Below are 24,003 nucleotides of genomic sequence, written 5' to 3'. Positions count from 1 at the left end.
AACAAGATAACAAGATAACAAGATAACAAGATAACAAGATAACAAGATATTATCGTTGTTTCGCTTCTGCGATTAATCTGGATATCTCTGTTTTTGATAAACTTTTTAGTGCCTCTACCGCTGCCCTGACTACGTCAGAACGATTCACTCTGCTTTTACCTGAAATCATTTCACCCGTTATAAGATCATCAATGTCTTTTAAGTTTTCTTCAAAAAAGGAAATGCTCACTGGTTTTGCTTTACTTACAGCCAATGGTCTCTCTGAAGTCACTTTGGTATTATCAATACCAGCAGTACCACCGTTAATAAACGCTGCCTCATCACGAGATGGAGTATTTGCTCTATTTCTCACAGAATAACCTCTTTAACTAACGATTCGATTTCTTGTTGTGCTTTGTCATTTTGCGTTTCAAAAATTGTCATTGATTCTGCCCAGGCATCTCGATGCGCTTTTCGATCACAAACTCGGGAACTAGCCAGACGCATTTCAGGATAATCCTTGAGTACGTCAGCTGCCTGATTTGCTTCATTGACAAACATGTTCGTGGGCGTCATGTTTAAAACGAGATATCCCCGGACGTCCTCATTAAAATCTTTTGCTGCTGTAAAAACAGAGCATGTATGAGGCACTACATCCAGGTCCATCTGAGAAGGCCGCAACGGAGAAATGAATACGTCAGCGGCCATCAACCCACTACGCATTTCTGCACTGTCGCGGCCAGCACAGTCTGCGATGACAAAGTCATAAGATTTCTCGTGTTCCTTTAGCATGGCTTTGATGTTGCCTGTTGCGCCAGTAACCGGAATATGGGGAAGATCTTCAGGACGATTGTTGTACCAGGTCAATACAGATTTCTGGTCATCTGCGTCGACAATGATCACTCTATTGCCCAGTGACATCAGATACGCAGCTATAGATACCGCCAGTGTACTTTTACCAACCCCACCCTTTTGACTACCCAATACTATTATCATCATAGCCTCATATTAAGTTGTTAAGTTAACAACTTAATATTGCCAAACAGGCGACAATATTGCAATTTCTTTATTAAGTTAATATCTTGTTAAGTTGTTAACTGTGTGATTTATAACTGAATTGTTTTTGTATCTTAACAAATTAGTAAGATGTTAGGATAACAAGATAACAATATAACAAGATAGCAAGATAGCAAGATAGCAAGATAACAAGATAACAAGATAACAAGATGGCAAAGTGGTGCCTTTATCCGAAATCCCCATAGAACCACATAATGCGGCTTTCAACTCCAGGCTACCTTTAGGGAGGGTAGTATCAACCAGTTATGACCGCGTGAAGCAAAAAGTGGGGCGTAGTGGGAAGCCTTTGAATCTTCGGTGTGTCGAAGTGGGGAGTCGGTGAGACAAATTTGGTAAAAGGTGGTGAGAAGCGGGATAGCTTCTCACTTCTATCCAAAAAGGTGTGTTGAAGTGGGAAGGTGCGTAAGTATATACAGATAAAAACACACATTTAACAGGTTCTCATCCCGCTACAACACACCTATTAAGACGTTTAAGGCGAGGCTTCCCCCTACAACACACCTATCAAGATGTTTAAGAAGAGACCTCCCGTTTCAACACACCTTAATCGCGTTGCTTTCCCGTTTTGACACACCTTATACAGCTGTTCCTGGTTTCAGATTTGCTGAGCGACGGTGGATCAGAATGAAAGTCTCTTTACCTTTTTTGGTGATGCTGTGGTCAAGGTACCCAATATCCTGCAACTGCTTGAGGGCCAGTTTAATGATACGGTTCTGTTCCTTTACCGGAGAGAGCAATGAGAGCCTGTCTCGTATTCGTTTGAAAGATATGGGGACTGGGTTCGTAGGCAGGCTTTCGATGAAAGTATACAGGGCCTGAGCTGCTTCCTTTCGGGTTAAAGCGTTTATCGGTTTATGTCGTAGCAGAACAGTGTAATCAGTTTGGTAGAGTTCCCATAGTCGCTGATCAGCTTCAAGTTCCACCTGGTCGTTTGCAAAATCCAGTTCACCTGTCTTAAGCAAACCTGTTACGGAAACTTTTTGAAGGCCCTCTGAGTCGCTACGGGTAAAGGTAATGGTCTTGCCACGTATCCTGGTCAAAGCTTCTGAAATACTTTTTCTAAGACGGGAATCGAATCTCTTAGACTCAAAGCGGCACATTCCAGCAAACTCATGAAAAGTAAGCTTAATGCTGTTGGTTTTTAAACCGTACTTACTGAAAGCTTCTATGATACCGACCCATACCTTGAAGTCGATGGCCATACTCAACCGTTCACCGGTTATACGAATATCGTCGTACCCCTCCCGCCTTGAGAATTCCAGATCCTTGAGAACAGAGGTCGCATCGATTGATGTTCTGGTGCCCTTTGCAGGCCTGCTTGAAGGAACAAAAACATTTAATCTCATCAGGGCTACAGGCTGAACTGTGGCCTTACTTGTGACGGTGAGTTTATTGTTAACACTTTCACAATCTGGACCTATAACCTCGCCGATATAAACATTCTCATTCATATAGTTATATCCATTCATAGCATATGATCGATATGTGCCTAAATATTAACTATTTCCCGTTTCGACACACCTTTCTTCCCGATTCTACCCACCCTTACCCCGTTTTGACACACCTTTTTCCCGCTTCAGAACACCTTTTTCCCACTACGACACACCTGAAATCGCTACGAAGCCCGTAAACAAAGGTTTTGCCGCTAAAGGGATCAGTTTGGATCTATTTGGATAACTAAGGGTAAGTTATTGGATCTACTCAAAGGATATGTGGATAACTCATTATGGAATCTATAGAACTTAAGTGCGTAAGGTGCTTTAAAAGGCTTCAGCTCCCCTGGTGCTTCCTCGCTCACTCGCGGGCTTCGCCCTGTCGTTCGGCTGCGGCGAGCACTGCTGGCTCTCTCTGAAAGGCAAAATTTAACCGATCCTCGCAACGGGGATATCTCTCCAGCGAGTGGTGTACGCAGGGGAGAGCATATCGCGTTTCATTTGCCAGGATGGCGCAATTCCTCTACCGGCAAACCATACTTTACCCAGCCCTGAGTTGTTGATCCCGTCCAGAACCCTCATCAGCTCAGCACTGTGAGGGCGTGGCGGGCGTTCGTCAAACAGCTGCAGCTGCGAAACGCCGGAGCCGGTGAAGTCATTCAGCATAACTCCGGCTTTGGCATACCGGTGCCCATCCCTCCAGATACGCTCCAGAGCCATTGTGGCGGCTGCAATGATGTCCCTGGTGTCCTGAGTGGGCGTAAGCAGTTTTTCCGTAGCCACGTTGCCGTAGTAAGGCTCTTTAATGGCGAACGGAGACGTTTTGATGAAAACGGAAATATGCCGGCAATACTGGTGCTCTTTACGCAGTTTTTCAGAGGCCCGCTCTGCGTGCTGACAGATAGCCTGACGGAGTGACTCGTACTCCGTGATCTTCACGCCAAAACTGCGGCTGCAGACAATTTGCTGTTTCGTCGGAGGGGCTTCCTCAAGCGAAAGGCAGCTTTCCCCGTTCAGTTCCCGTACCGTTCGCTCAAGGACCACAGAAAAATTTTTGCGGATGAAGGCCGGGTTCGTCAGAGCCAGATCGAGCGCGGTTTTTATGCCCAGCACATTTAGCTTGCGTGCAATACGGTTACCCACCCCCCAGATTTCTTCAACCGGCTGCAGTGAAAGCAGTTTCCGCGTCCTTTGCGGATTTCCCCTGGTCAGCGCGAGTACGCCACGAAACTGTTTCCACTCTTTTGAGGCCCACTGGGCTGATTTTGCGAGGGTTTTCGTTGGTCCGGCGCCCACGCCAATGGTCAGGCGGGTACAGTCATACACGTGCTGACGCAGCTGCCGGCCGAAGTCCTCAAGCCCCATACAGTGCTCCACGCCGGTCAGGTCGAGGAACATCTCATCAATGGAATACTGTTCCACCCTGGGGGCCAGTTCCTCCAGGCAGTTCATCACGCGCGCCGACATCGAGGCGTAAAGTTCATAATTACTTGAAAACGCATATATTTTTTCCGGGTACCTTTCGTTTTTTATCTGAAACCACGGAGTTCCCATTTTGATCCAGGGCTTCGCCTCGGCACTGCGAGCGATTACGTTCCCGTCGTTGTTGCTCAGGACGACTATCGGCTTTCCTTTCAAATCCGGGCGGAAAACACGTTCACAGCTGGCATAGAAGCTGTTCACATCGGCCAGGGCAAACATCAGTACATCTCCCTCGGGCGGTGGATGATATGCGTGACAACGCCAAAGATATCCAGCTCGTCGGGATCAGGATAAATCGGCGACCAGGAGGCATTCATGGGCTGCAGCGTCAGTCGCGGCGTCAGCAGAAGCCGTTTCACCGTAAACTCCCCCTGTACGCTGGCGACAACGATATCGCCGTGCCGCGGCTTTTCAGCACTGTCCACAACCAGCAGATCGCCATTGTACAGACTGCCGTCGGCCATGCTGTCTCCGCTGGCACGCAGGTAGTACGTCGCGCTCGGATGCCGTATGCAGTAATCATGGAGATCCAGATCGGACTCGACATAGTCAGCAGCAGGGCTGGGAAAACCGCAGCTGGCCAGATCGGCAAACAATGGATGGGCCTGTGGCGGGAGTTCTTTCCCGGTGCTGAAAAGTTGTAGTTTCATCTTTCCTCCTGACACTCTAATTTTTACTGGTTATGCATACAGTATATTTAACAGCGTGACGATAATCCAGATCGCATGCCTTAAGAACATTTTGAGTAAATAAAGGTGTTCAAAATGCTTATATTAATCATTTTGATATTTTTATATTGCTCATATTGAGAAATATTACTTTGTTTTTTTCATTTTGCTCTTATAATTGGTATCAAATTGAGTGTAACTAACGGAGCATATTGATGAATATTTACTGCGATGATGGTTCAACTAATGTTAAGCTGGCATGGTTTGAAGGCGATGAGCTTCAGACCCGGGTTTCTGCGAACTCCTTCCGGCATGGCTGGAAAGTGGCGGAATTCAGTGCGGCAACGTTCAACTATCAGGTGGGGACGCTGAAATACACCTGGGACAGCGTCAGTCGGGATGCCATCCCGACAACAAACGTGGAATATCAGTACGGTGATCTCAACCTGCTGGCCGTGCATCATGCGCTGCTGAACAGCGGACTGGAGCCGCAGCCGGTGAGCCTGACCGTGACGCTGCCCCTGAGTGAGTATTACGACGGGGACTGCCAGCGGAACGAGGAGAACATACGACGCAAACGGGAAAACCTGATGCGTGAGCTGGTTCTGAATAAGGGCAGGGCATTTACCGTAACGGACGTGAAGGTGATGCCGGAATCACTACCGGCGGCGTTCTCCCGTCTCGCGGAGCTGAAACCCGGCCCCGCTGAGACCACCCTGATTATCGATCTCGGTGGTACCACGCTCGATGCCGGTGTGATTGTCGGCCAGTTTGATGATATCAGTGCGGTGCACGGTAATCCGTCTGTCGGTGTGTCACAGGTCACCCGCGCAGCTGCAGGCGCGCTGCGTGCGGCAGACAGCGAAACCAGCGCCCTCATCGCTGACACTGTCATCCGCAACCGCAATGATCGTCAGTATCTGCAGCGTGTGATCAACGATGCCGGTAAAATTGACGAGGTTCGGAACAAAATAACAGAGGCAATCACTTCCCTGGGGGCGCGTGTCACCAGTGAGCTGACGGCCTTCAGGAACGTTAACCGGGTATTCCTGGTCGGGGGAGGGGCTTCCCTCATAGAAGAAGCTATCCGTCAGGCCTGGCCTCTGGCTCATGACCGTATCGAGGTTATAGGCGATCCGCAGATGGCGCTGGCCAGGGAGATTGCCCTTTACAATAAAGAGGACTAAACGTGCCGGACGGCCAGTATTCTTTCTATCTGCACAGCGACGATCGCACCGACATCGCGGCGATGGCAACCATCAGCACCATCTCACAGCCCCTGCGCGGTGAGTTCATCCGTACCGCCGCCACCGCCGGGGCGGTGGTATACCAGGTGGATGCCCGTTTACCGGCGCTGATCCCGGTGTTCTTTGCCGGGCAGCTAAGCGCTGTCCGCCTTTGCGCCGTGATGGCCCTGGTCTCCGGAACCTGGTCCTCACTCACCGGCCTTCCGGATGAGCCCGAAAATGGTGGGGCTGCTCTGCCCGTGTCACCGGAGACGGAATACCAGCGCCGGCGTTACACCCTGACGCTTCAGAATGGCCGGAGTGGGGAACGGGTGGAAAGTGTGCTGACGGAAGCGTCATCCCGTCTGCGTGGGGATCTGCTGAGAAACCTGATTATCACCGGTCTTGCCCTCCACACGACGGCGCCTGAACTGCCGCGCCTGCTGGCCAGTATGCCGGTACCGCCCACCTCGGTCAGTGAGCTGCAGGCACTGGTTCAGCAGATGGCCGGCACCGCTGACGTGAACAGGGCTGCAGCTGCAGTACCGGATACGCCGGCAGCATCTGCCGCGCCGGTGTCCGGGTCGGATACCCGGGAAATAAAGAAAAATATGCGGCGTGCATTCGGCGACTAACAGTACGAATCACATCCACTACTACACCGATTTCAAATGACTGGCATCCCAGGGCGGTTCTCATGTCACCAGGATTCAGAAATGTTCTCCGTCTCGCCCGCATTCCCGTCGACAGCAGTGAACCGGTGCGAAGAAAATTTGGCAGCCGGCTGATTGGCATTGTGACGGTATGTCTGCTTCCGCTTCTGGTTTTCGACGTTCCGCAGTGGGTTTTCATTTTGTCGCAGGTCATCTGGGGGGCGGGCGTCTATATTGGCCTGTCCCTGGCCGGGGATAAATCCCTGAACCGCTGATACAAACTTTCCGGTTGTTCAAAAAAAGAACAGACGTGGTGGCGTCTGTTCTCCCGCGCTTCTCCGTCGTTTGCCTTCAGGTTATCCACAATTTTAAGCCCCGGATTTGTGGACAGGTATGCCGGTAATTCCCCGTTCGCCTGGAGTTAACGCCAGCCTGCCGCCCGCTGCCAGTGTCTCGCGTCCGGTCTGGTACGGGACGGGCGGTTTTTCCGCTCCGGCCCGGCGTCGTTGAGAGTGTACGCCAGTCCCTCGCCCTTTTAAGGAACGCCCTTCAAGCCGCTTTCGCGGCATATCCTTGCCGTCCAAAAGACGGACGGCTGCGGTATTCCACGGTCGGCCTGACCCGTGACCGGACGCGATGAACAGGCAGCGTGCGGCAGGGAACGGTATCGCGGTGATGCCTCCTGCCCCCTCAGACTACAGGAGTGCTGCCATGTCCAGATTCATTCTCGGGAACTGTATTGATGTGATGCGCGGATTCCCCGACCGTGCCGTGGACCTTATTGTGACCGATCCGCCTTACCTCGTCGGTTTTAAGGACCGTCAGGGCAGACAGATTGCCGGGGATGTGACGGACGAATGGCTGCAACCGGCCACGCTGGAGATGTACCGCGTCCTTAAAAAAGACGCGCTGATGGTGAGCTTCTACGGCTGGAACCGTGTGGACCGCTTTATGGCCGCGTGGAAGGCGGCAGGATTCTATGCCGTGGGCCAGCTTGTGTTCACCAAAAACTATGCCTCCAACCGTCGTAACGCCAGGGCCCGACGCGGATTTGTGGACTACTGCCATGAAGGGGCTTATGTCCTTGCCAAAGGCCGCCCCGTGCCGCCCCTTAAACCGCTGCCGGATGTGCTGCCCTTCCCGTATACCGGTAATACCCTGCATCCGACGCAGAAACCAGTGGAGGCGCTACAGCCGCTGATTGAGTCATTCAGCGCTCCGGGCGCGATTGTTCTCGACCCGTTTGCCGGAAGCGGTTCGACCTGCGTCGCTGCATACCGTGCCGGACGCCGCTATATCGGCATCGAAATGCTGGCGCAGTACCACCGGGCCGGAACCGAACGACTGGCCGCCATGCACCGGGCCGTAAATACCCCGGCGGCGAACGATGAATGGCTTCCGGAGGCCGCGTAATGAATTACGACGGACACGAAGCCCTGCGCCGCGATATGGCCGGGCTGGCGAACAATCTTTGCGACCTGAAAACCACCCTGAAAGTGCTGGAAGACACGTACCACTACCGGTACGACGGACTGGCGGAACGGCTTGCCGGTATCAGTCTGCGACGTCTCAGCGTCCTGATGGATGAGGCGTTCAATATTGCACTGATGCTCGATGAAAGCTTTCTGGATTGAGGAGAGAACATGTACGGAACCCGTGAAGATCTTTGCAGGATGCTGAATGAGCAATATCCCGCAGAAACCCCGCTGAACCTGATTATCTGGACCCCGGCGGATATTGAAGCACTGGCTGACGGGATGGAATATTCCTTTTCAGAACATGACGTAAGGGCAGTACTGGAACGCATGGACACTATACCGGAAGAACAACGGCTTGAGTCGGGCGTGTCAGCCGGCCTGGTGATGGCACTGATAGACCAGGTGAAAGAGAACGGGCAGAGGGTGACTGTGCCGGTTGACCTGCTTGAAACCCTGCTGATTACCGCCGAACAGGCATTGTGGGACAGGGAATGGACCGCACGGGATCGCAATCTCCCGGTGCCGGAAAGCGTAATGCGCCGCCTGGCGGATACAGCAAAAGTGCGGGCATTACTGAAAAGCTGACAGCAGATCGCCCCGCCACGCGGCGGGGTGATATAACCCGGACAGAGACGATAATGATGAAAAAAGAAACCCTTAACACGCTTATTCTGCGTCACGGCGACCGGATGCTGCGCCAGGCTGGCTGGCCCGACACTGTTGATATGGCGCCCGTCGCCCCCGAAACCGTACCCGGCTGGCTTGCCGCCTGCGGCTCTCTCAGTGGCGTGGAAATCCTCACGCTTACGGAACAGCTTTGTCAGCCGCTGACGTATGGCCGGGCAGCGTTGTTGCTCGCCAGCGCCCGGCGGCTGGCGGGAACCCCGGCTCGTCTGCATCTCTTTCCGGTGCAGGCATATCCGCATCCGGAGCGGCTGGCTGACTGTCAGGTTATCCGCCTGCCTTACGCTCAGGAGTGGCTGACAGCGGCGGAATGTGACGATCTGCTGGCCTTCCTGAAAGCCTCCCTCACGCAGATATCGGAAATCGTCCACCGGGATACGAAGCGCATCGCCGCCGCGCTTACGCCGTCCGTCAATCCCCGTCTGATGGACAGGCGGATCGGTGACTGGCGCTTGCTGGCCGTGGAGTATGATCATGATAACTGCCTGGACGAAGACGAAACCGACAGGCTGGATCAGGTCCTCGATGCCATTCTGATTCGCGATGCGCGATTCTGCCCGGTCCTGCTCACCCTGGTTAACGAGCGGGAGGAAACTATCAGGAGCGCAGGGGTTATCGCTGATCAGCTGCGTTTTACGGACACTCCGGTCCGGCGCTGGTTTGATCGCCGGGTTTTAAGGGAAATGGTGAGAGAGGCCCGCGCCAGCAGAACTCAGGAGTGACAGCCCGGAGCGTCAGGGGAGGGGGACCCTCCCTTGTCAGCCTGCCGGCACAGGAGGTGTGGTGCGATAAGGATGTCGCCGTGCCGGCTCCGCGTCCACCCGGCCCGGTTTCCGGGCCTTTTGGGTGAACACAACCCTCTGTTATCGCCGTGCCGTGTGCTGGCTGTGCCGTGCCTTCACTTTAGCCCGGCAGCCGCAGAGGCTGGAGTTCGCTGGCGCCGCCATCCCCGGATAAGGCAGTCGCCGGCTTGCCGTTGCCGCCGGCTCCGCTTCACCCGGCCCCATCCCTCCGGTCCGTGGCCTTATTACTGCGTCTGTCGCGTTGCGACATCTGCTTCCGCTTTTCTCCCGGTGGTCGAAAAACGGGGGAGAGAAACCCTGTATTCAACCTCCTGCATCGCGACGGGTAGTGCCGTGCCTTCACTTTAGCCCGGCCGCTGCAGATGCAAGGGTGCGCTGACGCCGCCATCCTCGCCCGGTCGCAGGTTTTTTATGATGCTCGCCGTTCTTCCCGTCGTTTTCTCGCTCAGGTTTCGCTCGAAAACCGTCCAGACCAGCTTCGCGCTATATCTGCGCTGCGGCCTCCGGTGTCGCCCCTGCATCTTCCGCTTTTCGCCGGGCTGTCGTGTCGGCACGGCACAACCCGGTGCCGCAGTCTATGTGATTACGGAGGTTTATCCATGCAGTATGTGAATACATGCCCGGTCCTGAATGTTGAGGAGTCCGACCGCCTGTCTTTTATGCCGTACCTGTTCGGCACGGATTTCATGCTCGCGGAATTACAGGTGTACGCTCTGGCCAAAAAATGGATGCCCGAATATGAGGGCGGCTTCTGGCATTTTATTCGCCTGCCGGAGGGGGGCGGCTACATGATGCCGGATTGTGGCCGGGTACATCTGGTCAGTAGCGAAAACTGGTTTGATCGCACTGTCAGCGCCGACGCGGCGGGCATTATTCTGACCAGCCTGGCGATTAATCGCCGTCTGGCGGCCCATCATGACAGCAGTAACCCGGCGCTGACTCGCCTTTATATGCTGCGTGATGCCCAGCTCTGGAATCACATCACCTTTCACCCCGAATGCAGTGCTATTTACGCCGCGCTGGACTGATTAACGACCGGGGCGGTTACACCGCCCCGCAGGGAGACAAAAATGACTTCATCAGTAACCGTTCCGGCCGTCTACGTGGGCACATATCACCAGTACAACGGCGGCAGTATTTTTGGCAAATGGTTTGATTTAACCGACTTCGACGACGAAGACGAATTTTATGACGCCTGCCGGGCGTTGCATGCCGCCGAGGATGACCCCGAGTTTATGTTTCAGGACTGGGAAGGGATCCCGTCTCAGTTTGCCTCTGAATCCTCTGTTAAGTGGGCGTTTATCGAGGCATTCCGGCAGGCGCAGGACGAAGGACGCGCTGCCGCGTTTGTGGCCTGGGCGGACTATACCGGCGAGTGCGACTATGACGCCTTTGATGAGGCGTATTGTGGCGAGGCTGAAAGCGAGGAGGATTTTGCTTATGGCTTTGTGGAGGATCACGGCCTGTTAAACGAGGTGCCTGAATCCCTGCGCGTCTATTTCGATTATGAGGCTTACGCGCGGGATCTGTTCAGCAGCGGCTATGTCTTCCATGAAGGCTATGTATTCAGCAACTGATGACTATCCGGCGGGGAAGCCCGCCGGTTAAGGAGAAAGCACATGAAACTTGCACCACAAAGCCGCGATATCCTGCGACAGTACAAAGCCCTGATTAATGCCCGCCGCCGCGATGCCGGTCAGCGGGAACTGACCACTGCGCAGGTGATGGATGAAATCTGCGAATACATGACCTGTCAGTGCGCCGTCTATATTGGCGGCCATTTCATTCTTCAGGGGGGAAAGGCACGATAAATCACAGGGCAGGGGGGAACCTCTGCCGCTTCCGGCCGCGCGAAAACCCGGGCAGGCTGCGCCTGCCGGAGAGAGACGTCGCCGCGCCTCCGGCGCCGCGCACTCTCCTCTCCGTTGTCAGTCGCTGTTGCCCCGGAATTCGCGTATTATCAGGGATATCTTCCTGTAAAGCAGACCGGTAAAGCATATGTCAAAGTGGAATATCGCCTCTTTTTCAAAGGAGGAGCAGGATAAAGTTGCCGTCGATAAGGTGGCTGCTGCTGTTGCCTGGCAGGAGCGCATGAACAAGCCCGTCGTGCCGGAACTTGTTGAACGGGAACAGCCTGAACACCTGCGCGAATATTTCCATGAACGGCTCCGCGTACATCGACTGAACAGTCAGCAGCTGCCGCGCGCAAATGCGCCCGAATATAATAAACCCGGAGATGAGCAGCAGAAGTGATTCTTATCGTCAGTGTGTCCAGGGAGGAAATTTTATGCGTATGTCTCTGATGTTTGCTGCCGTGACGCTTTTAACCGGTATTAACCTGTTTTTTATTCCGTTTCAGCCTGTTCCGGCTCTGTGGGGGGCTATCCTGGCCGTTGCTTTTGTTCTGATTAATGTCGTGGCGGATAAGCTGCGCCTCTGGAGTGGCATTGCGTGGATTATCGTTGCCGGCATCATCATAACGCTGATGCTGAAGGGGAAAGAGCCGGGCGACGAATTACGCGGGTTGATCACCGTTTTTGCTTTCCTGGCTTCGGCCTGGTACTGCGTTGTTCAGTACAGAAAAGAGAAGGGCGAATCTCAGTCCTGACCTGACCAGACCAGACCAGACCAGACCAGACCAGACCAGACCAGACCAGATCAGATCAGACCAAACCTGACCGGTACTCTCCATCTTGCTGCTGCTCTTCCTCCGCCTGACTTTCTTTTCACACAATCTGCCCCGGGGCCACCTTCGGCTCCTGACCCGCTGCCGCGGTTCAGTCGTCGAGCCACACTCCGCTAACCGCGAAAAGACGCGGTAAGCTCCGCCGAACCCGCAAGCGGTTTCGGGCCTGACGGCTAGTGTCTGATGTCTGAAGTCAAGGTCAACGGCAGCGCTTGCTGCGACCGTCCCGGTCGCGCCGCTTTCACCGTGCCGGCGAAGGACTGCCGGCACTCTGCGGGGCAACGCCGTTTCGCGCCCGCGCTCTTCGTCGTTGCGGCGGGTGCCTGCTCCTTTCCCCTGGTACCCGTATCACCCGTTTGAGTCCATTCGCCGGGGCTGAGACAAGCACAACCCGTCTTGCTGTCCAGGGGACGGCAGGGCCTTTCGCAATAAATTTTTCCCGGCCATTCCGCTGCCGCTTCATTAGGCCGAAAAAAATTTCCCGCTCACCCCCGGACATCTGCACCGGGCCGTGCTCGTTTACGCCCTTGCGGCGAACGGCTCTCAAACGGGTGAAGGTTATATCCAGGGGGCAGGTTCAGCAGGTCCCCGCACAAAGTCAAAACCGCGGCCCCGGCAACTCAACGGGTGATGTTCTTTAAAAATCAGGAAAAAGAAAAATGCAGGATCCTTCATTGCGAACGTATCGGATCGCATTTCTGGGAAGCAATGCCAGCGGCAATCTGCCGATGTTTACCCGGGTGCAGGCCACGACCGGAAAACGGGCGATAAAAGCGTTTATTGAACGCTGTGAACCCGTCAAAGGCTGGTTTCTGGGCGAACCGGAAGACATTACCGATCAGCTTAAGAAGGAGGAAGAAGAAGCGGGAAGCAAACCGCAGATATGAAAAAAGCAGGGTAAACCCTGCTTCTCCCACGCCGTAAAAATCGCACGAACGGTTTTTCCGGCTTCGTTAACTACCATAAGGAGTCAACTCTATGATCGTTTCTATTTTTTCACCTTCCGCAGGCGCTGTAAAGCCCCGTCGTCATTCGCGCATTCTGCGCGCAGATATCACCGCACCGGAGATTGATCCCGCTCTCAGAGCTTTCGGGCGTCATATCGCCAGAAGTCACCGCAAAGGGCGCGGTGTCCACATCCCCGCGATGAAAAATACCGCCCTCGGGCAGGTACTCCGCACGCTGGAACTGAAACGCGCATTTAACTGATGAGGTGAGCCGCCCCGCGAGGGGCGGCAACTGCAGGAAGGAGAAAACACAATGGCACCGACTACCGCACAGATCATGACGGAAAACACCGCAGGCCAGACTTACCGGGCAACCTATTCACCCGATGATAATAAATTGCGACTTTACGCATCATTACGGCTCGATGAAGAAACGTATTCCCTGATCAACAAAGCAGGCTTTCGCTGGGCGCCCAAACAGGAACTTTTTGTGGCGCCAGCCTGGACGCCGGGGCGGGAGGATGTCCTGCTTTCCCTCGCCGGTGATATCGAGGACGAGGACAGCACCCTGTTTGATCGCCAGGAGCAGCGCGCCGGGCGGTTCAGTGACTACAGTGACCGGCGGGCGGTTGAATCGGAGCAGGCGCTTGCGCATGTTGATTCGCTGGCATCGGCTGTCCCGCTGGGACAGCCGATCCTGGTAGGCCACCACAGCGAGCGCCGCGCGCGCCGGCATGCGCAGAAAATTGAGAACGGCATGAAACGTGCGGTGATGCTGTTCGAGCGCGCCGAATACTGGGAACAGCGCGCGCAGGCCTCTCTGCGGCACGCGAAATACAAGGAGCGTCCGGATGTGCGTTACCGCCGTATCAAAAAAATCGAGGCGGAATTACGCAAGTCCCAAAAGCACATTGCCCGGTCTGAAAAGTATATGACGATGTGGCGTGCGCAGACGCTCGATCTGAAAATGGCGTTACTGGTCAGTAATTATGATCATATTCATGCCTGCTTCACGCTCGACAAATACCCCCGCCCGGCAGAGAAAAGCCAGTATGAGGGCTCGATGTCTCTCCATTCTGCCCTGTCTGAGGAGATCATTACTTTTGAACAGGCGCGTGATATTGCGATCCGCTGTCATGAGCGCACGATTAACCACCAACAGCGCTGGGTGAATCATTACCAGAACCGCCTGGCCTACGAACGCGCGATGCTCAATGAAAACGGTGGCGTTGTCACCCGAACACAGGAATTTGAACCAGGCGGGCAGGTACTGAGTCGGGGAGAATGGTTAACCATTCTCCGGGTTAACCGGAGTAAGGGGGAGGTGAGTTCAGTCGAAACGCCCGGTTATCGCTTTCTGGGCTACAGCGGCACGATGAAACTCACGCCCGACCGTATCACGGACTACAAAGCCCCGACAGCGGAGGAAGCCAGCAACGCGAAGAAAGCGGCGAAGCGCCCACCGATCGTCAATTATCCGGGGGAAGGGTTCCGGGAAATGACAAAAGCCGAGTGGGCGAAATTACCCGCTGATTATAAAGGCGTGCGGGGTGCTGCAGAAACCGAAACACACGGCGCCTATCGCTTCCGCCGGTGCATGACGCACGGTTGTACGCTCGTGAATGTGTATATCACAGACATGAAAACCGTTGAAATTCCGAAAAAATAACAGGAAGGCTCCCCGGCATCTTGCCGGGGAGGTCAGGGAGTACATTCATGCATCATGACCTTAAACACCGTATTCAGGCGATGCGGGACAAACTGGAAGGGCGCGCCCCTGTCGCTGAAATTCAGGGTAGCTCGCAACTTTTTGTCACCCCCTCCCCGGAATGTCGCCGGCTGGTTGAGCTGGCTGATGTCCGGGAAACCGATCGCATTCTGGAACCCAGTGCCGGAACGGGCGCCATACTGCAGGCGATCAGGGATGCAGTCCCCCGGGCGAAGTGTGACGCCGTGGAGCTGCACGCCGGGTTAGCCCGTCACCTGCAGGCGCATTTCCCGGAGGTCCGGATCTGGTGCGGAGATTTTCTCGAATATCATCCGGAGCGCCGGTATACCCGAATTATCATGAATCCGCCGTTTAATCGCGGTGATGATATCCGGCATATCCGGCGGGCATTAACTCTGCTTGAGCCTGGCGGGATTCTGACGGGCATATGTCTGGACGGGCCGCGTCAGCAAAAGGCGCTGGAGTCCCTGGCGGACGTCTGGGAGCCATTGCCGCGGGGAACATTCACGTATACCCAGGTAGCGACCGCCATTCTCAGAATAACCGTCTGATGACACGTTAAGCAGGCGGGGCACCTGTCCCCGTCTGGCCGCGCCTCGAAAGACCGCGCGCCTGCGGCGCCGGGAAAACCGGGCCGCGCTGACGCGCCGCCCGCATTTCCTTTCAGCGTCTTCCCTGTTTGCTGCCTGCTGTCTGTCTGCTTCCTCTTCTCCTCCCTGCTGTGATGTCTCTTTTTAACCCTTAAAGGCTTTAAAAGCACACCCATACTGGACACCTTCGGCTCCCGGCCAGCTGCGCTGTCCGGTCGTCGAGCCACACTCCGCTAACCGCGAAAAGACGCGGTAAGCTCCGCCGAACCCGCAAGCGGTTTCGGGCCTGGCGGCTAGTGTCTGATGTCTGACGTCAAGGTCAACGGCAGCGCTTGCTGCGACCGTCCCGGTCGCGCCGCTTTCACCGTGCCGGCGAAGGACTGCCGGCACTCTGCGGGGCAACGCCGTTTCGCGCCCGCGCTCTTCGTCGTTGCGGCGGGTGCCTGCTCCTTTCCCCTGGTACCCGTATCACCCGTTTGAGTCCATTCGCCGGGGCTGAGACAAGCACAACCCGTCTTGCTGTCCAGGGGACGGCAGGGCCTTTCGCAATAAATTTTTCCCGGCCATTCCGCTGCCGCTTCATTAGGCCGAAAAAAATTTCCCGCTCACCCCCGGACATCTGCACCGGGCCGTGCTCGTTTACGCCCTCGCGGCGAACGGCTCTCAAACGGGTGAAGGTTATATCCAGGGGGCAGGTTCAGCAGGTCCCCGCAAAACGTCAAAACCGCGGCCCCGGCAACTCAACGGGTGATGGTTTTAAAAGGCAAAACAACGGATTAAGGAGATTCATCATGGCAGCACGTGGCGTTAACAAAGTCATTCTGGTTGGACATCTGGGACAGGATCCGGAAGTGCGTTACATGCCCAACGGGGGCGCAGTGGCCAATCTGACGCTGGCCACGTCTGAAACATGGCGTGACAAGCAGACGGGAGAGATGCGCGAAAACACCGAGTGGCACCGTGTTGTCATGTTCGGCAAGCTCGCGGAAGTGGCGGGCGAATACCTGCGTAAAGGCGCACAGGTCTACATCGAGGGCCAGCTGCGCACCCGCAACTGGCAGGACGATGCCGGAGTCACGCGCTACGTCACCGAGGTGCTGGTCGGGCAGAACGGCACCCTGCAGATGCTCGGCGGCCGCCGTGAATCCGGTGTGCCTGAGAGCGCCGCGCAGCCGCAGAATCCTGCCACCCCGGCACAACCTGCTCAGGCCGCAGCTAAATCCCCGAAAGCGAAGGGCGGTAAGAAAGGCCGTCAGGATGCCGCCCCGTCTCAGCAACCGCCTCAGCCTCTCCCGGATGATTTCCCACCAATGGATGATGACGCGCCCTTTTAAACCACGATGAAGACGCCCCGTTCAGGCGGGGCAGAAAAGGAGAAACACATGGACCATAACGTTTTGTCCCCGCTTGAATCCCTGCCGGATGGCACGTTTACCCGCGAGCAGGCTCAGATTGTCGCAGCGCAGTATCAGAATGTGGCGATTGAAGATGATCAGGGGACCCATTTTCGCCTTGTCGTCCGTCATCAGGATGACGGCAGCATGATCTGGCGCGTCTGGAATTTTGAACCGGGCGGCGAGGACATGATGAACCGCTACATCCGGGACTACGGAGTACGCAAAACGAAGTAAGCAGTAAGAAGAAGGCCGGACAGGTGGGCTGTCCGGCAGACATTCATCAATAGCTAAGAGGTATCAATTATGTCTGCAACAGAGTCTAAGGTAAAAACTGCACCGAAAACCAGCAAAAAAACGCTTAAGTCTGCCGAAGCTGAGGCGCTTAAAGTGGCTCTCGATGCCGCACAGGTCGAGTATGTCCCGGTGACGGCACTGGTGAAGTCTCCCCTGAACGTCAGGACCATTCCCTATCCGGCGGAGAAAGTCTGTTCAATGGCAGATTCCATTGAAGCCATTGGCCTGTTGCAGAATCTGGTCGTGCATAACCTCCCGGATGGTCGCTGTGGTGTGGCTGCCGGTGGTCGTCGCCTGAAAGCGCTGCAGCTCCTGCAGAGTGAAAACCGTATCGATGCCGGATATCAGGTGATGGTGAAAAAGGTACCTGATGAACTGGCTGTTGCGGCATCAATGGCAGAAAACGAACAGCAGATGGCAATGCATCCGTCTGAACAGATCGCCGGGTTCCGCACACTGGCAGAGCAGGGGAAAACCCCCGCGCAGATTGGCGATTTACTGGGGTTCGGTACGCGTCATGTTCAGCGCATGTTGAAACTGACCGAACTGGCTCCCGAAATTCTGGCGGCGCTGGCGAAGGATGAAATCACCACCGAACACTGCCAGGCACTGGCGCTCGAAAGCGATCAGAAACGCCAGGTGGAAGTGCTGGAATCCGCCCGCAAACGGTCCTGGAATAATGAAGTATCAGTTTCCTCGATCCGTAACCTCATTATCTCAGAAGAGGTTTCCACAAACGGCGACAAATTCCGCTTTGTGGGAGAGGCCGCATTCAGTCCGGATGAAATCCGGGTTGATCTCTTCAGCAGCGAAAACGGCGGCTATGTCAAAAGTGCATCGCTCGATACCGCCCTGCTGGAAAAACTGCAGAACATCGCGGAGCACCTCCGCGAAGCGGAAGGCTGGTCATGGTGTGATGGTCGTCTTGACCCGATTTCACACTACGGGAAGGACACTAAAATCTGGCGCCTGCATGCTGTCCCGCCTGTGGAATATACCGAAGCCGAATCAGAACGTCTTGCGGAACTGGAAGCTCTGGAAGCTAAGTATGAAGACGAGAACCCCGGCGTGAATGATGACGTCTTGGCCGGGGCTCTGGAAGCCGTCTGGGAAGAACAGCAGACCATCGCGCACCGGGCAAAACACCGGGCATGGACGGATGAAATGAAGCAATCTGCCGGAGTGGTGGTTTCCTGGACTGGCCAGGAGGTGAAAGTACAGCGCGGTGTGGTGCTGTGCGCCGATGAAAAAATGGAGGAGAAGGATGCATCCACCGATCAGGCCCCTGAAAAAGTCGATCCGCTGGACGCCGTCAGTGTCCCGTTGCTGACCCGCCTTTCTTCTGAACGCACACTGGCGGTTCAGGCGGCCCTGTTGCAGCAGCCGCAGAAAGCCGTCGCGCTGATGGTCTGGAAAATGTGTAACTCGGTTTTCCATACCACAACGTCCGTCAAAGAGCCGTTCTGCATTAGCGTGAGTGTGTCGCATTACGCGCTGACCCGTGAAGCACCTGACGGTGAAAACAGCGTTGCGTTTCAGGCCATCCAGTCAGAAAAAGAACGTCTTGAAGCCCTGCTGCCGGAAAACTGGCGAAAGGATATGACCACCTTCTTTACGCTCGATGGCGCAACCCTGATGGCACTGATGGCTTTCTGCACCGCCTGCTCCATAGATGGTGTACAGGGCAAGGATGAATTTGGTCGTAAACACCAGAGTTCGCTGGATGGGGTGGAAAACGCCATTCAGTTTGACCTTCGTGACTGGTGGAAACCGACGGCTGATAACCTTTTCTCGCACATGAAGCTGCCACACATTGTACAGGCACTCTCTCAGGCCGGACTGGCTGGCGCAGCACAGGACGCCGCGAAGATGAAGAAAAAGGATGCCGCTGAACATGCAGAGCACTTCCTCTCAAAAATCCGTTGGGTTCCGGAATGGATGACCAGTGCTGACAATCAGAAACAGCTTGCCGCAAAGTCTGAACTCAGTCTGGCAACAAGTCAGAACGATACCGACGCTGATGCCGGCGACGTCACCGACCATAACAACCCGGCCTGCGCCGCCTGATAACGGAGACGCCGCCCTGCGGGGCGGCGATAAGGAGACTGAAAATGAAAACGTTACTGACTCTGGATGTCCTGAAAACCATGTCTTCTGATGAGCTGGAAGACTACCGCGCAGCCGGTGAAGACTTTCGCCGGGAGCTGAGTCACGCTGTCATGCGCGATCTGACCTCACCGTCCGGCTGGTCCGTGAATGCCGAATACCGGTGCGAATTTGGCGGCTTCTTTCCTGTCCAGATCCGTTTTACCCCCTCTCATGGTCACTTTGATGTGGCGGTATGCAGTCCGGGGGAGCTGAATCCTCGCTGGATAGTGGTCTTTGTTACCCGTGACGGTCAGCCGTTCTCTGTCGTTCGCGTGATGGATGCATTCAACCCTGAACTCATCACCCATACTCTGGATCTCATCGAGTGTCTTGACGCCGGTGGCTACTCGTTTGCCAGCATCATCAGCACGCTGTCACAGGAGGGCGCACAATGATCCCGTCATCCAGTGCTCTTGTATCCCTGAAACCAGCCCGTCAGGCAGCGCTGCAGGCCATCATGACGGTGGAAGAGGCTCGCCAGCGCGGCGCACGTCTGCCATCGATGCCACACGTCCGGACATTCCTGCGCCTGCTGACAGGCTGTAGCCGGATTAACAGTGATGTTGCCCGCCGTATTCCTGGCCTTCACCGTGATCCAAAAGACCGCCTTTCCAGCCTGAAACAGGTGGAAGAGGCGCTGGATATGCTTATCTCCAGCCACGGGGAATACTGTCCGCTGCCGCTGACAATGGATGTGCAGGCTGAACTTTTTCCGGAAGTCCTTCATACCCGAACAGTACGCAGGCTAAAACGTCAGGACTTTGCCTTCACCCGAAAAATGCGCCGTGAAGCCCGTCAGGTCGAGCAGTCCTGGTTACTGCGTCAGAACCTGCTGGGACAGGCTGTCACAGAACTGAATTTTCAGTCACCGGAAACCGTCTGCACCTGGTACACCCGGTGGAGCGACGAGTTTGACGCGGCAGAGCTTGCAGCACCGTTCTGGCGCTGGCAGTCGCGATTCACATCGCTGAAGGAACTGGACTGGCTTCGCATCAGCGGTGAGCCGCTGTATGCAGTGATGTACGAAATTCCGTTAATTGTCCGGGAAACACCTGAACATATTCGTGTTGCTGAACGCTGGCAGGTGCCAAATAAGCTGGCTGATCGGAGTGGTGTATGAAGTGGCGCTATTCTCTGCGCTGGAAACTGCCGCACAGGCCCTGCCCGGGTCCACGGGAACTGATTTCCGTTGTCGTGGAGGCAGGGCAGGCGGCACCTGAAGAGGTGATGTCACGCTGGGTGGCTGGCTCAGGTTACGCTGTATGCGTGGATTTTCTCGGCCAGAAACAGATCCAACGCTGGAGCGATGAACGGAAAGCTGCGGTGAGAAGGCGCAACATGCAGGCACGTATTCATCGTGTTGCCCCTTTGTTTGCCGACGAGTTAATCGAGCGTGAACTGGCTGCGCGTCCGGAGTATTTCAATGGCAAGTCCGCCCGATGAATAAGTACAATGCTGTCTGACAACTCAGATGGCCAAATACAAGGAAAGCAGAACTATGAGGTACTGGTTGCTCGTAATCTTAATGAACGTGCTGTTCTGGTTGATCGTGAAGCATGTTGCTCCGGAATGGTATGGTTCCCCTGGTTATTATGCAGGCCAAATCATCTGCACACTAATAGCTGCGGTCATCACATGGCGTGATCCGCCTGACTGGTTAGATGGAATCCTGCTCGGCGTTATAGAATTCGGCGTTCTGATTGCCGGGATTATATTCTTTGTCTGGGGCATCGGGTACAAGCTGGCATTCTGGGGGCAACATGATCCGAATACCATATATGCAAGTGCAAACGATGTTATTTTGCCTAATCTTGCGCTGGGCACGGGCGTCGTGATCGCGGGATGGGTATACATTAGATATTTAAAGCGCTAAGCAGCATAAGGCGTGGATATACCTGGTAAGAAATAGCACCGGCCCGGTATAATCGACGTGGCGCTTGAGGCTTTTTGCCTCATGACGTGAAGGTGGTTTGTTGCCGTGTTGTGTGGCAGAAAGCAGAAAGCCCCGTAGTTAATATTCATTAACCCACGAGGCCACCTGTATGCCTAGACAACATCAGGATAGCCTCTTAGATGCCGCAAGGCAAGGAGATGTATGGGTCCACCACATATTGCAATTTTTACTCTCACGTAAAATATAGTCCACTGGCGTCATCAGTTCGAGTGATTTATGTGGCCTTTTGCTGTTATACAGCACCAGATATTCAGCCATTCTTTGATTAAACAAATTCAGGTCGTCAAAAAGCAACAATTCATTGAATTCAATAAATTGTTCTCTAAGTGTCCGGTTAAATCGCTCACAGGTCGCATTCATTTTCGGTGTGTACGGATAGGTCCAGATGTGTTTAATCGAGGCTTCCTGCAACGTTTTATCAAAGTTTCCAAGGAATTCCTTACCGTTGTCAGTAACAACCTGTTTGATAGCAACAGGAAAGAGCTTTGTGGCCTTGCTGAAGAAATGGCTGGTGATATCGCTGTTGAGTGAAGGAACTGCCAGGGCGAGCGCGTAGTCGCTGTGCTCGTCGATCATGGTAATAATATAGCGGCGCAGATCCCCCATTCTGAGTTCAATCGCGTCCATCCCTATGAGTTCGCCTGTTTTTACCGGGCGGTACTGTTTAGGCCTTCTGGGCTTCACTGAGCGTTTTTTTATCAACCTGACTTTGCCTCTGGCACTGAGGCGAACGGGAACCATCCGCATTTTATCGTGCGCTCCGGCAATGATCCTTCCAATGGTTGATGTACTGGGACAGGTAAAATGTCGCAGTTCACACCATGCCTTCAGCCTGACAAAAATCTGCTCTTTGCCGAGATTGGGTAGCTCAGTTCTCAGGCGCCTGATTTCCTTGATCACATCAGGGTGCCAGTGCCTTGAACGGCGAACCAGGGGGGCTTTGCTTCTTGGAATAAGCGCCTGAGGACCACCGGTGCGAAGCAACTGGCGCCACCAGTAGAGCGTTCGTGTTGATACGCCAAAAGCATCAGCTGCGGCACGGATACCATGCTTATCCCAGAAGTTCAGGGCCTTCATTCTTAACTTCGCAATCTCGGGCATAAGGGAGTGTTTCATCGCATAAGCAGTTGCTCGGTAATACCCAAAATAGCCTACTCCGACATGTTGCATCAACATCAGGTAACCCCCTTATTAACCCTGAGGTATTTGCAATATCTGTGTGAACTTACACAGGAGAAGAAGGCCATGAAACTGCCGCGAAACACTCTGCTCGGGTGCGTATTAATAGTGTGCCTCACACTGCTGATATTCACTTACCTCACCCGGAAATCACTTTGTGAAATCCGGTACAGGGACACGAACAGGGAGGTGGCGGCTTTTCTGGCTTACGAATCCGCTAAGTAGCTAACCCCGGCGGGGGGAAGCCCCCGCCATTCAGGGGAGATGATGTCTGACAAGCCTGAAGCGCCTTTATGAAGGGGTTACCGTTCACCGGTAGCCCCTTTTTCCTGTAAGCAGGAAAAAAAGCCCGCGCGACAGGCGGGCAAAAATCTTTCATCTACCTACAACACAGATTCAATGAATCGCAAGTCACATTAACATCCTTCATTCTTCGTAACACCCTGTCATCAGTCTGAAAAAAAAAGTGATTGATTGTGAACATTTGGGTTCTGGTGATAAGTTCTCTCTGTAGCGTAGCCCTCTTTACGGAGGGGTGGAAACAGCAACGGCAGAGTTAAAAGACCACGAGTCAGTGAGGCTGTCCAAAGGCTCCCCGGGGAAACCCGGCGCTACATCAGGTTGCATAGCACTTAACCCGCCCGCCTGCCGGGTTTTCCTTCCGGAAACGTGCTGCTATAACTTATTCGTGCAATGCGCGGTATCCGCTTTCCTGGTAAATCAGTCGCCCGGTCTGCCAGGTGATACTGCAGTTCATTCCTTATATGATACAGTGATGTTCGCCTGCTTTTTAAGCAGGCTTTTTTTGTTGATTATGTATGACATCTGTCATACAGTTGATTGCGTAATGAACAGAAATTGTTCCACTTAACTCAGTGAGGCGAAGCGCAGTCGCGGGTGAGCCAAAGGAGAGCCAGCATGAACTTCACGATAAAATCCCGTAAAACCGGCGAAATTTTCAGTTTTTACGCACCCGACAGTGGTGGCTATGTTCACCTGGAGTCTCAGGGACACTCTGGTAACTCAGGTGCTCAGATTTGCCGTGGGGGAGGGTTTATGGGCAGTACGCTGTACTGTGACGCTTCTGAGGACGATCTGGCCAGTGTTGCCCGTAAATGGTACCGACAGTTCGTGAGGGAGCGGCGCAAATTCTTAATTATGTCGGGCCAGTATTCTGAGGATAACCAGTGAAAAAAGAGATCTCCCGCAACCCCTCTTTCACACCTTCGCCTAATCTGCGAGCACATCTGAACTCCCACAGGGAAGGGGTGACTGAACGGCTGAATAATATCTTTGATCGTTATGCGCATCTGGTTCGTGCCTGTGCCCTTCCTCTCGATAAAGACGAAACACAGGTTCTGCTTAATGTGCTGAATGGCTCCGTTGTCGAACCCGCCTTTATTGAATATCTGGCTCAGGAAATTCGGGACTCGGATGATTATCTGGAAGGGATACCCGCAGCTAAATCACTGTACGAAAAGTGTCAGTCAGCGACCTATCCGCAATTGCTGGCCACCGTCGAACGCCTGGAACGATAAGAAAGGCATAACACCACTGGACCCCTTCGGCTCCTGACCAGCAAAGCTGGCCAGTCGT

Annotated in this window: 32 protein-coding genes and 1 pseudogene; 27 read left to right on the top strand and 6 right to left on the bottom strand. The window is 54.3% G+C overall.

What is annotated here, in order from left to right; all coding sequences use genetic code 11:
- Window positions 1–49: 49 nt before the first annotated feature.
- The 5 genes from KB890_RS27635 to umuD all read right to left on the bottom strand — a co-directional run bounded on the left by KB890_RS27635 (window position 50) and on the right by umuD (window position 4,621).
- Entirely contained in the window at window positions 50–352 is a 303-nt protein-coding gene (locus KB890_RS27635; RefSeq protein WP_004197636.1) for a hypothetical protein, read from the bottom strand.
- Entirely contained in the window at window positions 349–975 is a 627-nt protein-coding gene (locus KB890_RS26400; protein ID WP_004197649.1) for a ParA family plasmid-partitioning AAA ATPase, read from the bottom strand. Before KB890_RS26400 ends, KB890_RS27635 begins: the two co-directional genes overlap by 4 nt.
- A gap of 656 nt (window positions 976–1,631) precedes the next feature.
- On the bottom strand, window positions 1,632–2,507 hold the full coding sequence (locus tag KB890_RS26395) for a RepB family plasmid replication initiator protein (protein WP_004098982.1): 876 nt from the start codon (window positions 2,505–2,507) through the stop codon (window positions 1,632–1,634).
- A 411-nt stretch (window positions 2,508–2,918) separates the two neighbouring features.
- Window positions 2,919–4,190 carry a Y-family DNA polymerase gene (locus KB890_RS26390; RefSeq protein WP_004197646.1) on the bottom strand — a complete coding sequence of 424 codons (1,272 nt, stop codon included), beginning with the start codon at window positions 4,188–4,190 and terminating at the stop codon, window positions 2,919–2,921.
- Window positions 4,190–4,621, bottom strand: a complete 432-nt coding sequence (umuD, locus tag KB890_RS26385) for a translesion error-prone DNA polymerase V autoproteolytic subunit (RefSeq protein ID WP_001568036.1) — start codon at window positions 4,619–4,621, stop codon at window positions 4,190–4,192. The genes KB890_RS26390 and umuD overlap by 1 nt, the downstream gene beginning before the upstream one ends.
- 233 nt (window positions 4,622–4,854) lie before the next feature.
- On the opposite strand from umuD, the gene parM reads away from it, so the two are divergent.
- The 24 genes and pseudogenes from parM (at window position 4,855) to KB890_RS26270 (ending at window position 21,147) form a co-directional block, all read left to right on the top strand.
- A complete protein-coding gene (gene parM / locus KB890_RS26380) occupies window positions 4,855–5,826 on the top strand; it encodes a plasmid segregation protein ParM domain-containing protein (RefSeq protein WP_004152353.1) in 972 nt (323 codons plus the stop codon).
- Between the two features lie 2 nt (window positions 5,827–5,828).
- Window positions 5,829–6,500, top strand: coding sequence for a plasmid partitioning/stability family protein (locus tag KB890_RS26375; protein WP_013214012.1), 672 nt, complete (start codon window positions 5,829–5,831; stop codon window positions 6,498–6,500).
- Window positions 6,501–6,562: 62 nt separating this feature from the next.
- Window positions 6,563–6,793, top strand: coding sequence for a hypothetical protein (locus KB890_RS26370; RefSeq protein ID WP_001568040.1), 231 nt, complete (start codon window positions 6,563–6,565; stop codon window positions 6,791–6,793).
- A gap of 195 nt (window positions 6,794–6,988) precedes the next feature.
- Window positions 6,989–7,158: pseudogene (locus KB890_RS27630) on the top strand (hypothetical protein); the annotation flags it as partial.
- A gap of 71 nt (window positions 7,159–7,229) precedes the next feature.
- A complete protein-coding gene (locus tag KB890_RS26365) occupies window positions 7,230–7,931 on the top strand; it encodes a DNA methylase (protein WP_001568041.1) in 702 nt (233 codons plus the stop codon).
- Window positions 7,931–8,152: a hypothetical protein gene (locus tag KB890_RS26360; RefSeq protein ID WP_001568042.1), complete on the top strand. Its 222-nt coding sequence runs from the start codon at window positions 7,931–7,933 to the stop codon at window positions 8,150–8,152. The genes KB890_RS26365 and KB890_RS26360 overlap by 1 nt, the downstream gene beginning before the upstream one ends.
- Before the next feature lie 9 nt (window positions 8,153–8,161).
- Window positions 8,162–8,581, top strand: a complete 420-nt coding sequence (locus KB890_RS26355) for a DUF1380 domain-containing protein (protein ID WP_001568043.1) — start codon at window positions 8,162–8,164, stop codon at window positions 8,579–8,581.
- A gap of 53 nt (window positions 8,582–8,634) precedes the next feature.
- The gene (locus KB890_RS26350; protein ID WP_013214013.1) at window positions 8,635–9,402 is read left to right on the top strand and encodes a hypothetical protein; all 768 of its coding nucleotides are present in this window, start codon (window positions 8,635–8,637) and stop codon (window positions 9,400–9,402) included.
- A gap of 680 nt (window positions 9,403–10,082) precedes the next feature.
- Complete coding sequence (locus tag KB890_RS26345) at window positions 10,083–10,511, top strand: antirestriction protein (RefSeq protein ID WP_001568045.1); 429 nt, start codon at window positions 10,083–10,085, stop codon at window positions 10,509–10,511.
- Between the two features lie 42 nt (window positions 10,512–10,553).
- On the top strand, window positions 10,554–11,060 hold the full coding sequence (locus KB890_RS26340; protein ID WP_013214014.1) for an antirestriction protein ArdA: 507 nt from the start codon (window positions 10,554–10,556) through the stop codon (window positions 11,058–11,060).
- 42 nt (window positions 11,061–11,102) lie between these two features.
- Entirely contained in the window at window positions 11,103–11,294 is a 192-nt protein-coding gene (locus KB890_RS26335) for a hypothetical protein (RefSeq protein WP_001568047.1), read from the top strand.
- 187 nt (window positions 11,295–11,481) lie between these two features.
- Window positions 11,482–11,736 carry a DNA polymerase III subunit theta gene (locus KB890_RS26330; RefSeq protein WP_011977779.1) on the top strand — a complete coding sequence of 85 codons (255 nt, stop codon included), beginning with the start codon at window positions 11,482–11,484 and terminating at the stop codon, window positions 11,734–11,736.
- A gap of 34 nt (window positions 11,737–11,770) precedes the next feature.
- On the top strand, window positions 11,771–12,091 hold the full coding sequence (locus tag KB890_RS26325) for a hypothetical protein (protein ID WP_032436760.1): 321 nt from the start codon (window positions 11,771–11,773) through the stop codon (window positions 12,089–12,091).
- Window positions 12,092–12,828: 737 nt separating this feature from the next.
- Complete coding sequence (locus tag KB890_RS26320) at window positions 12,829–13,056, top strand: hypothetical protein (protein ID WP_001568050.1); 228 nt, start codon at window positions 12,829–12,831, stop codon at window positions 13,054–13,056.
- Window positions 13,057–13,147: 91 nt separating this feature from the next.
- Window positions 13,148–13,378, top strand: a complete 231-nt coding sequence (locus KB890_RS26315) for a CCDC81 family HU domain 1-containing protein (protein ID WP_001568051.1) — start codon at window positions 13,148–13,150, stop codon at window positions 13,376–13,378.
- Between the two features lie 51 nt (window positions 13,379–13,429).
- A complete protein-coding gene (locus KB890_RS26310; protein WP_013054814.1) occupies window positions 13,430–14,785 on the top strand; it encodes a DUF3560 domain-containing protein in 1,356 nt (451 codons plus the stop codon).
- Between the two features lie 47 nt (window positions 14,786–14,832).
- The gene (locus tag KB890_RS26305; RefSeq protein WP_004152756.1) at window positions 14,833–15,396 is read left to right on the top strand and encodes a methyltransferase; all 564 of its coding nucleotides are present in this window, start codon (window positions 14,833–14,835) and stop codon (window positions 15,394–15,396) included.
- 830 nt (window positions 15,397–16,226) lie between these two features.
- Window positions 16,227–16,769 carry a single-stranded DNA-binding protein gene (locus tag KB890_RS26300; protein WP_015065513.1) on the top strand — a complete coding sequence of 181 codons (543 nt, stop codon included), beginning with the start codon at window positions 16,227–16,229 and terminating at the stop codon, window positions 16,767–16,769.
- Window positions 16,770–16,817: 48 nt separating this feature from the next.
- On the top strand, window positions 16,818–17,066 hold the full coding sequence (locus KB890_RS26295) for a DUF905 domain-containing protein (protein WP_009310026.1): 249 nt from the start codon (window positions 16,818–16,820) through the stop codon (window positions 17,064–17,066).
- 69 nt (window positions 17,067–17,135) lie between these two features.
- A complete protein-coding gene (locus KB890_RS26290; protein WP_023287107.1) occupies window positions 17,136–19,193 on the top strand; it encodes a ParB/RepB/Spo0J family partition protein in 2,058 nt (685 codons plus the stop codon).
- 44 nt (window positions 19,194–19,237) lie between these two features.
- Entirely contained in the window at window positions 19,238–19,669 is a 432-nt protein-coding gene (gene psiB / locus KB890_RS26285; protein WP_001568057.1) for a conjugation system SOS inhibitor PsiB, read from the top strand.
- Window positions 19,666–20,394 carry a plasmid SOS inhibition protein A gene (locus KB890_RS26280; RefSeq protein WP_001568058.1) on the top strand — a complete coding sequence of 243 codons (729 nt, stop codon included), beginning with the start codon at window positions 19,666–19,668 and terminating at the stop codon, window positions 20,392–20,394. The genes psiB and KB890_RS26280 overlap by 4 nt, the downstream gene beginning before the upstream one ends.
- On the top strand, window positions 20,391–20,717 hold the full coding sequence (locus KB890_RS26275) for a hypothetical protein (protein ID WP_001568059.1): 327 nt from the start codon (window positions 20,391–20,393) through the stop codon (window positions 20,715–20,717). Before KB890_RS26280 ends, KB890_RS26275 begins: the two co-directional genes overlap by 4 nt.
- A 55-nt stretch (window positions 20,718–20,772) precedes the next feature.
- The gene (locus KB890_RS26270; RefSeq protein WP_023287106.1) at window positions 20,773–21,147 is read left to right on the top strand and encodes a hypothetical protein; all 375 of its coding nucleotides are present in this window, start codon (window positions 20,773–20,775) and stop codon (window positions 21,145–21,147) included.
- Window positions 21,148–21,330: 183 nt separating this feature from the next.
- On the opposite strand, the gene KB890_RS26265 is transcribed toward KB890_RS26270, so the two are convergent.
- Window positions 21,331–22,404, bottom strand: a complete 1,074-nt coding sequence (locus KB890_RS26265) for an IS481 family transposase (RefSeq protein WP_048270288.1) — start codon at window positions 22,402–22,404, stop codon at window positions 21,331–21,333.
- Between the two features lie 108 nt (window positions 22,405–22,512).
- On the opposite strand from KB890_RS26265, the gene KB890_RS26260 reads away from it, so the two are divergent.
- The 3 genes from KB890_RS26260 to KB890_RS26250 all read left to right on the top strand — a co-directional run bounded on the left by KB890_RS26260 (window position 22,513) and on the right by KB890_RS26250 (window position 23,945).
- Window positions 22,513–22,632 carry a type I toxin-antitoxin system Hok family toxin gene (locus KB890_RS26260; RefSeq protein ID WP_159376494.1) on the top strand — a complete coding sequence of 40 codons (120 nt, stop codon included), beginning with the start codon at window positions 22,513–22,515 and terminating at the stop codon, window positions 22,630–22,632.
- A gap of 693 nt (window positions 22,633–23,325) precedes the next feature.
- On the top strand, window positions 23,326–23,598 hold the full coding sequence (locus KB890_RS26255) for a hypothetical protein (RefSeq protein ID WP_023287105.1): 273 nt from the start codon (window positions 23,326–23,328) through the stop codon (window positions 23,596–23,598).
- The gene (locus tag KB890_RS26250; protein WP_023287104.1) at window positions 23,595–23,945 is read left to right on the top strand and encodes a hypothetical protein; all 351 of its coding nucleotides are present in this window, start codon (window positions 23,595–23,597) and stop codon (window positions 23,943–23,945) included. The genes KB890_RS26255 and KB890_RS26250 overlap by 4 nt, the downstream gene beginning before the upstream one ends.
- The last annotated feature ends 58 nt before the right edge of the window (window positions 23,946–24,003 follow it).

The organism is Klebsiella sp. P1954 (assembly GCF_018199955.1).
In the GTDB taxonomy this organism is placed as follows: domain Bacteria; phylum Pseudomonadota; class Gammaproteobacteria; order Enterobacterales; family Enterobacteriaceae; genus Klebsiella; species Klebsiella pneumoniae.
Note: the sequence above shows the minus strand (reverse complement) of the source record. Positions and strands in the feature narration are given on the sequence as shown.

What these genes read in the sequence shown, in the direction of transcription:
- KB890_RS26265 (WP_048270288.1), bottom strand. Translation starts at nt 22,404, where the DNA reads ATGTTGATGCAACATGTCGGAGTAGGCTATTTTGGGTATTACCGAGCA.
- KB890_RS26255 (WP_023287105.1), top strand. Translation starts at nt 23,326, where the DNA reads ATGAACTTCACGATAAAATCCCGTAAAACCGGCGAAATTTTCAGTTTT.
- KB890_RS26335 (WP_001568047.1), top strand. Translation starts at nt 11,103, where the DNA reads ATGAAACTTGCACCACAAAGCCGCGATATCCTGCGACAGTACAAAGCC.
- KB890_RS26290 (WP_023287107.1), top strand. Translation starts at nt 17,136, where the DNA reads ATGTCTGCAACAGAGTCTAAGGTAAAAACTGCACCGAAAACCAGCAAA.
- KB890_RS26310 (WP_013054814.1), top strand. Translation starts at nt 13,430, where the DNA reads ATGGCACCGACTACCGCACAGATCATGACGGAAAACACCGCAGGCCAG.
- KB890_RS26320 (WP_001568050.1), top strand. Translation starts at nt 12,829, where the DNA reads ATGCAGGATCCTTCATTGCGAACGTATCGGATCGCATTTCTGGGAAGC.
- KB890_RS26295 (WP_009310026.1), top strand. Translation starts at nt 16,818, where the DNA reads ATGGACCATAACGTTTTGTCCCCGCTTGAATCCCTGCCGGATGGCACG.
- KB890_RS26340 (WP_013214014.1), top strand. Translation starts at nt 10,554, where the DNA reads ATGACTTCATCAGTAACCGTTCCGGCCGTCTACGTGGGCACATATCAC.
- KB890_RS26370 (WP_001568040.1), top strand. Translation starts at nt 6,563, where the DNA reads ATGTCACCAGGATTCAGAAATGTTCTCCGTCTCGCCCGCATTCCCGTC.
- KB890_RS26365 (WP_001568041.1), top strand. Translation starts at nt 7,230, where the DNA reads ATGTCCAGATTCATTCTCGGGAACTGTATTGATGTGATGCGCGGATTC.
- KB890_RS26270 (WP_023287106.1), top strand. Translation starts at nt 20,773, where the DNA reads ATGAGGTACTGGTTGCTCGTAATCTTAATGAACGTGCTGTTCTGGTTG.
- KB890_RS26355 (WP_001568043.1), top strand. Translation starts at nt 8,162, where the DNA reads ATGTACGGAACCCGTGAAGATCTTTGCAGGATGCTGAATGAGCAATAT.
- KB890_RS26350 (WP_013214013.1), top strand. Translation starts at nt 8,635, where the DNA reads ATGATGAAAAAAGAAACCCTTAACACGCTTATTCTGCGTCACGGCGAC.
- umuD (WP_001568036.1), bottom strand. Translation starts at nt 4,621, where the DNA reads ATGAAACTACAACTTTTCAGCACCGGGAAAGAACTCCCGCCACAGGCC.
- KB890_RS26360 (WP_001568042.1), top strand. Translation starts at nt 7,931, where the DNA reads ATGAATTACGACGGACACGAAGCCCTGCGCCGCGATATGGCCGGGCTG.
- KB890_RS26315 (WP_001568051.1), top strand. Translation starts at nt 13,148, where the DNA reads ATGATCGTTTCTATTTTTTCACCTTCCGCAGGCGCTGTAAAGCCCCGT.
- KB890_RS26275 (WP_001568059.1), top strand. Translation starts at nt 20,391, where the DNA reads ATGAAGTGGCGCTATTCTCTGCGCTGGAAACTGCCGCACAGGCCCTGC.
- KB890_RS26400 (WP_004197649.1), bottom strand. Translation starts at nt 975, where the DNA reads ATGATAATAGTATTGGGTAGTCAAAAGGGTGGGGTTGGTAAAAGTACA.
- KB890_RS26395 (WP_004098982.1), bottom strand. Translation starts at nt 2,507, where the DNA reads ATGAATGAGAATGTTTATATCGGCGAGGTTATAGGTCCAGATTGTGAA.
- KB890_RS26305 (WP_004152756.1), top strand. Translation starts at nt 14,833, where the DNA reads ATGCATCATGACCTTAAACACCGTATTCAGGCGATGCGGGACAAACTG.
- KB890_RS26280 (WP_001568058.1), top strand. Translation starts at nt 19,666, where the DNA reads ATGATCCCGTCATCCAGTGCTCTTGTATCCCTGAAACCAGCCCGTCAG.
- KB890_RS26345 (WP_001568045.1), top strand. Translation starts at nt 10,083, where the DNA reads ATGCAGTATGTGAATACATGCCCGGTCCTGAATGTTGAGGAGTCCGAC.
- parM (WP_004152353.1), top strand. Translation starts at nt 4,855, where the DNA reads ATGAATATTTACTGCGATGATGGTTCAACTAATGTTAAGCTGGCATGG.
- KB890_RS26330 (WP_011977779.1), top strand. Translation starts at nt 11,482, where the DNA reads ATGTCAAAGTGGAATATCGCCTCTTTTTCAAAGGAGGAGCAGGATAAA.
- KB890_RS26300 (WP_015065513.1), top strand. Translation starts at nt 16,227, where the DNA reads ATGGCAGCACGTGGCGTTAACAAAGTCATTCTGGTTGGACATCTGGGA.
- KB890_RS26390 (WP_004197646.1), bottom strand. Translation starts at nt 4,190, where the DNA reads ATGTTTGCCCTGGCCGATGTGAACAGCTTCTATGCCAGCTGTGAACGT.
- psiB (WP_001568057.1), top strand. Translation starts at nt 19,238, where the DNA reads ATGAAAACGTTACTGACTCTGGATGTCCTGAAAACCATGTCTTCTGAT.
- KB890_RS26325 (WP_032436760.1), top strand. Translation starts at nt 11,771, where the DNA reads ATGCGTATGTCTCTGATGTTTGCTGCCGTGACGCTTTTAACCGGTATT.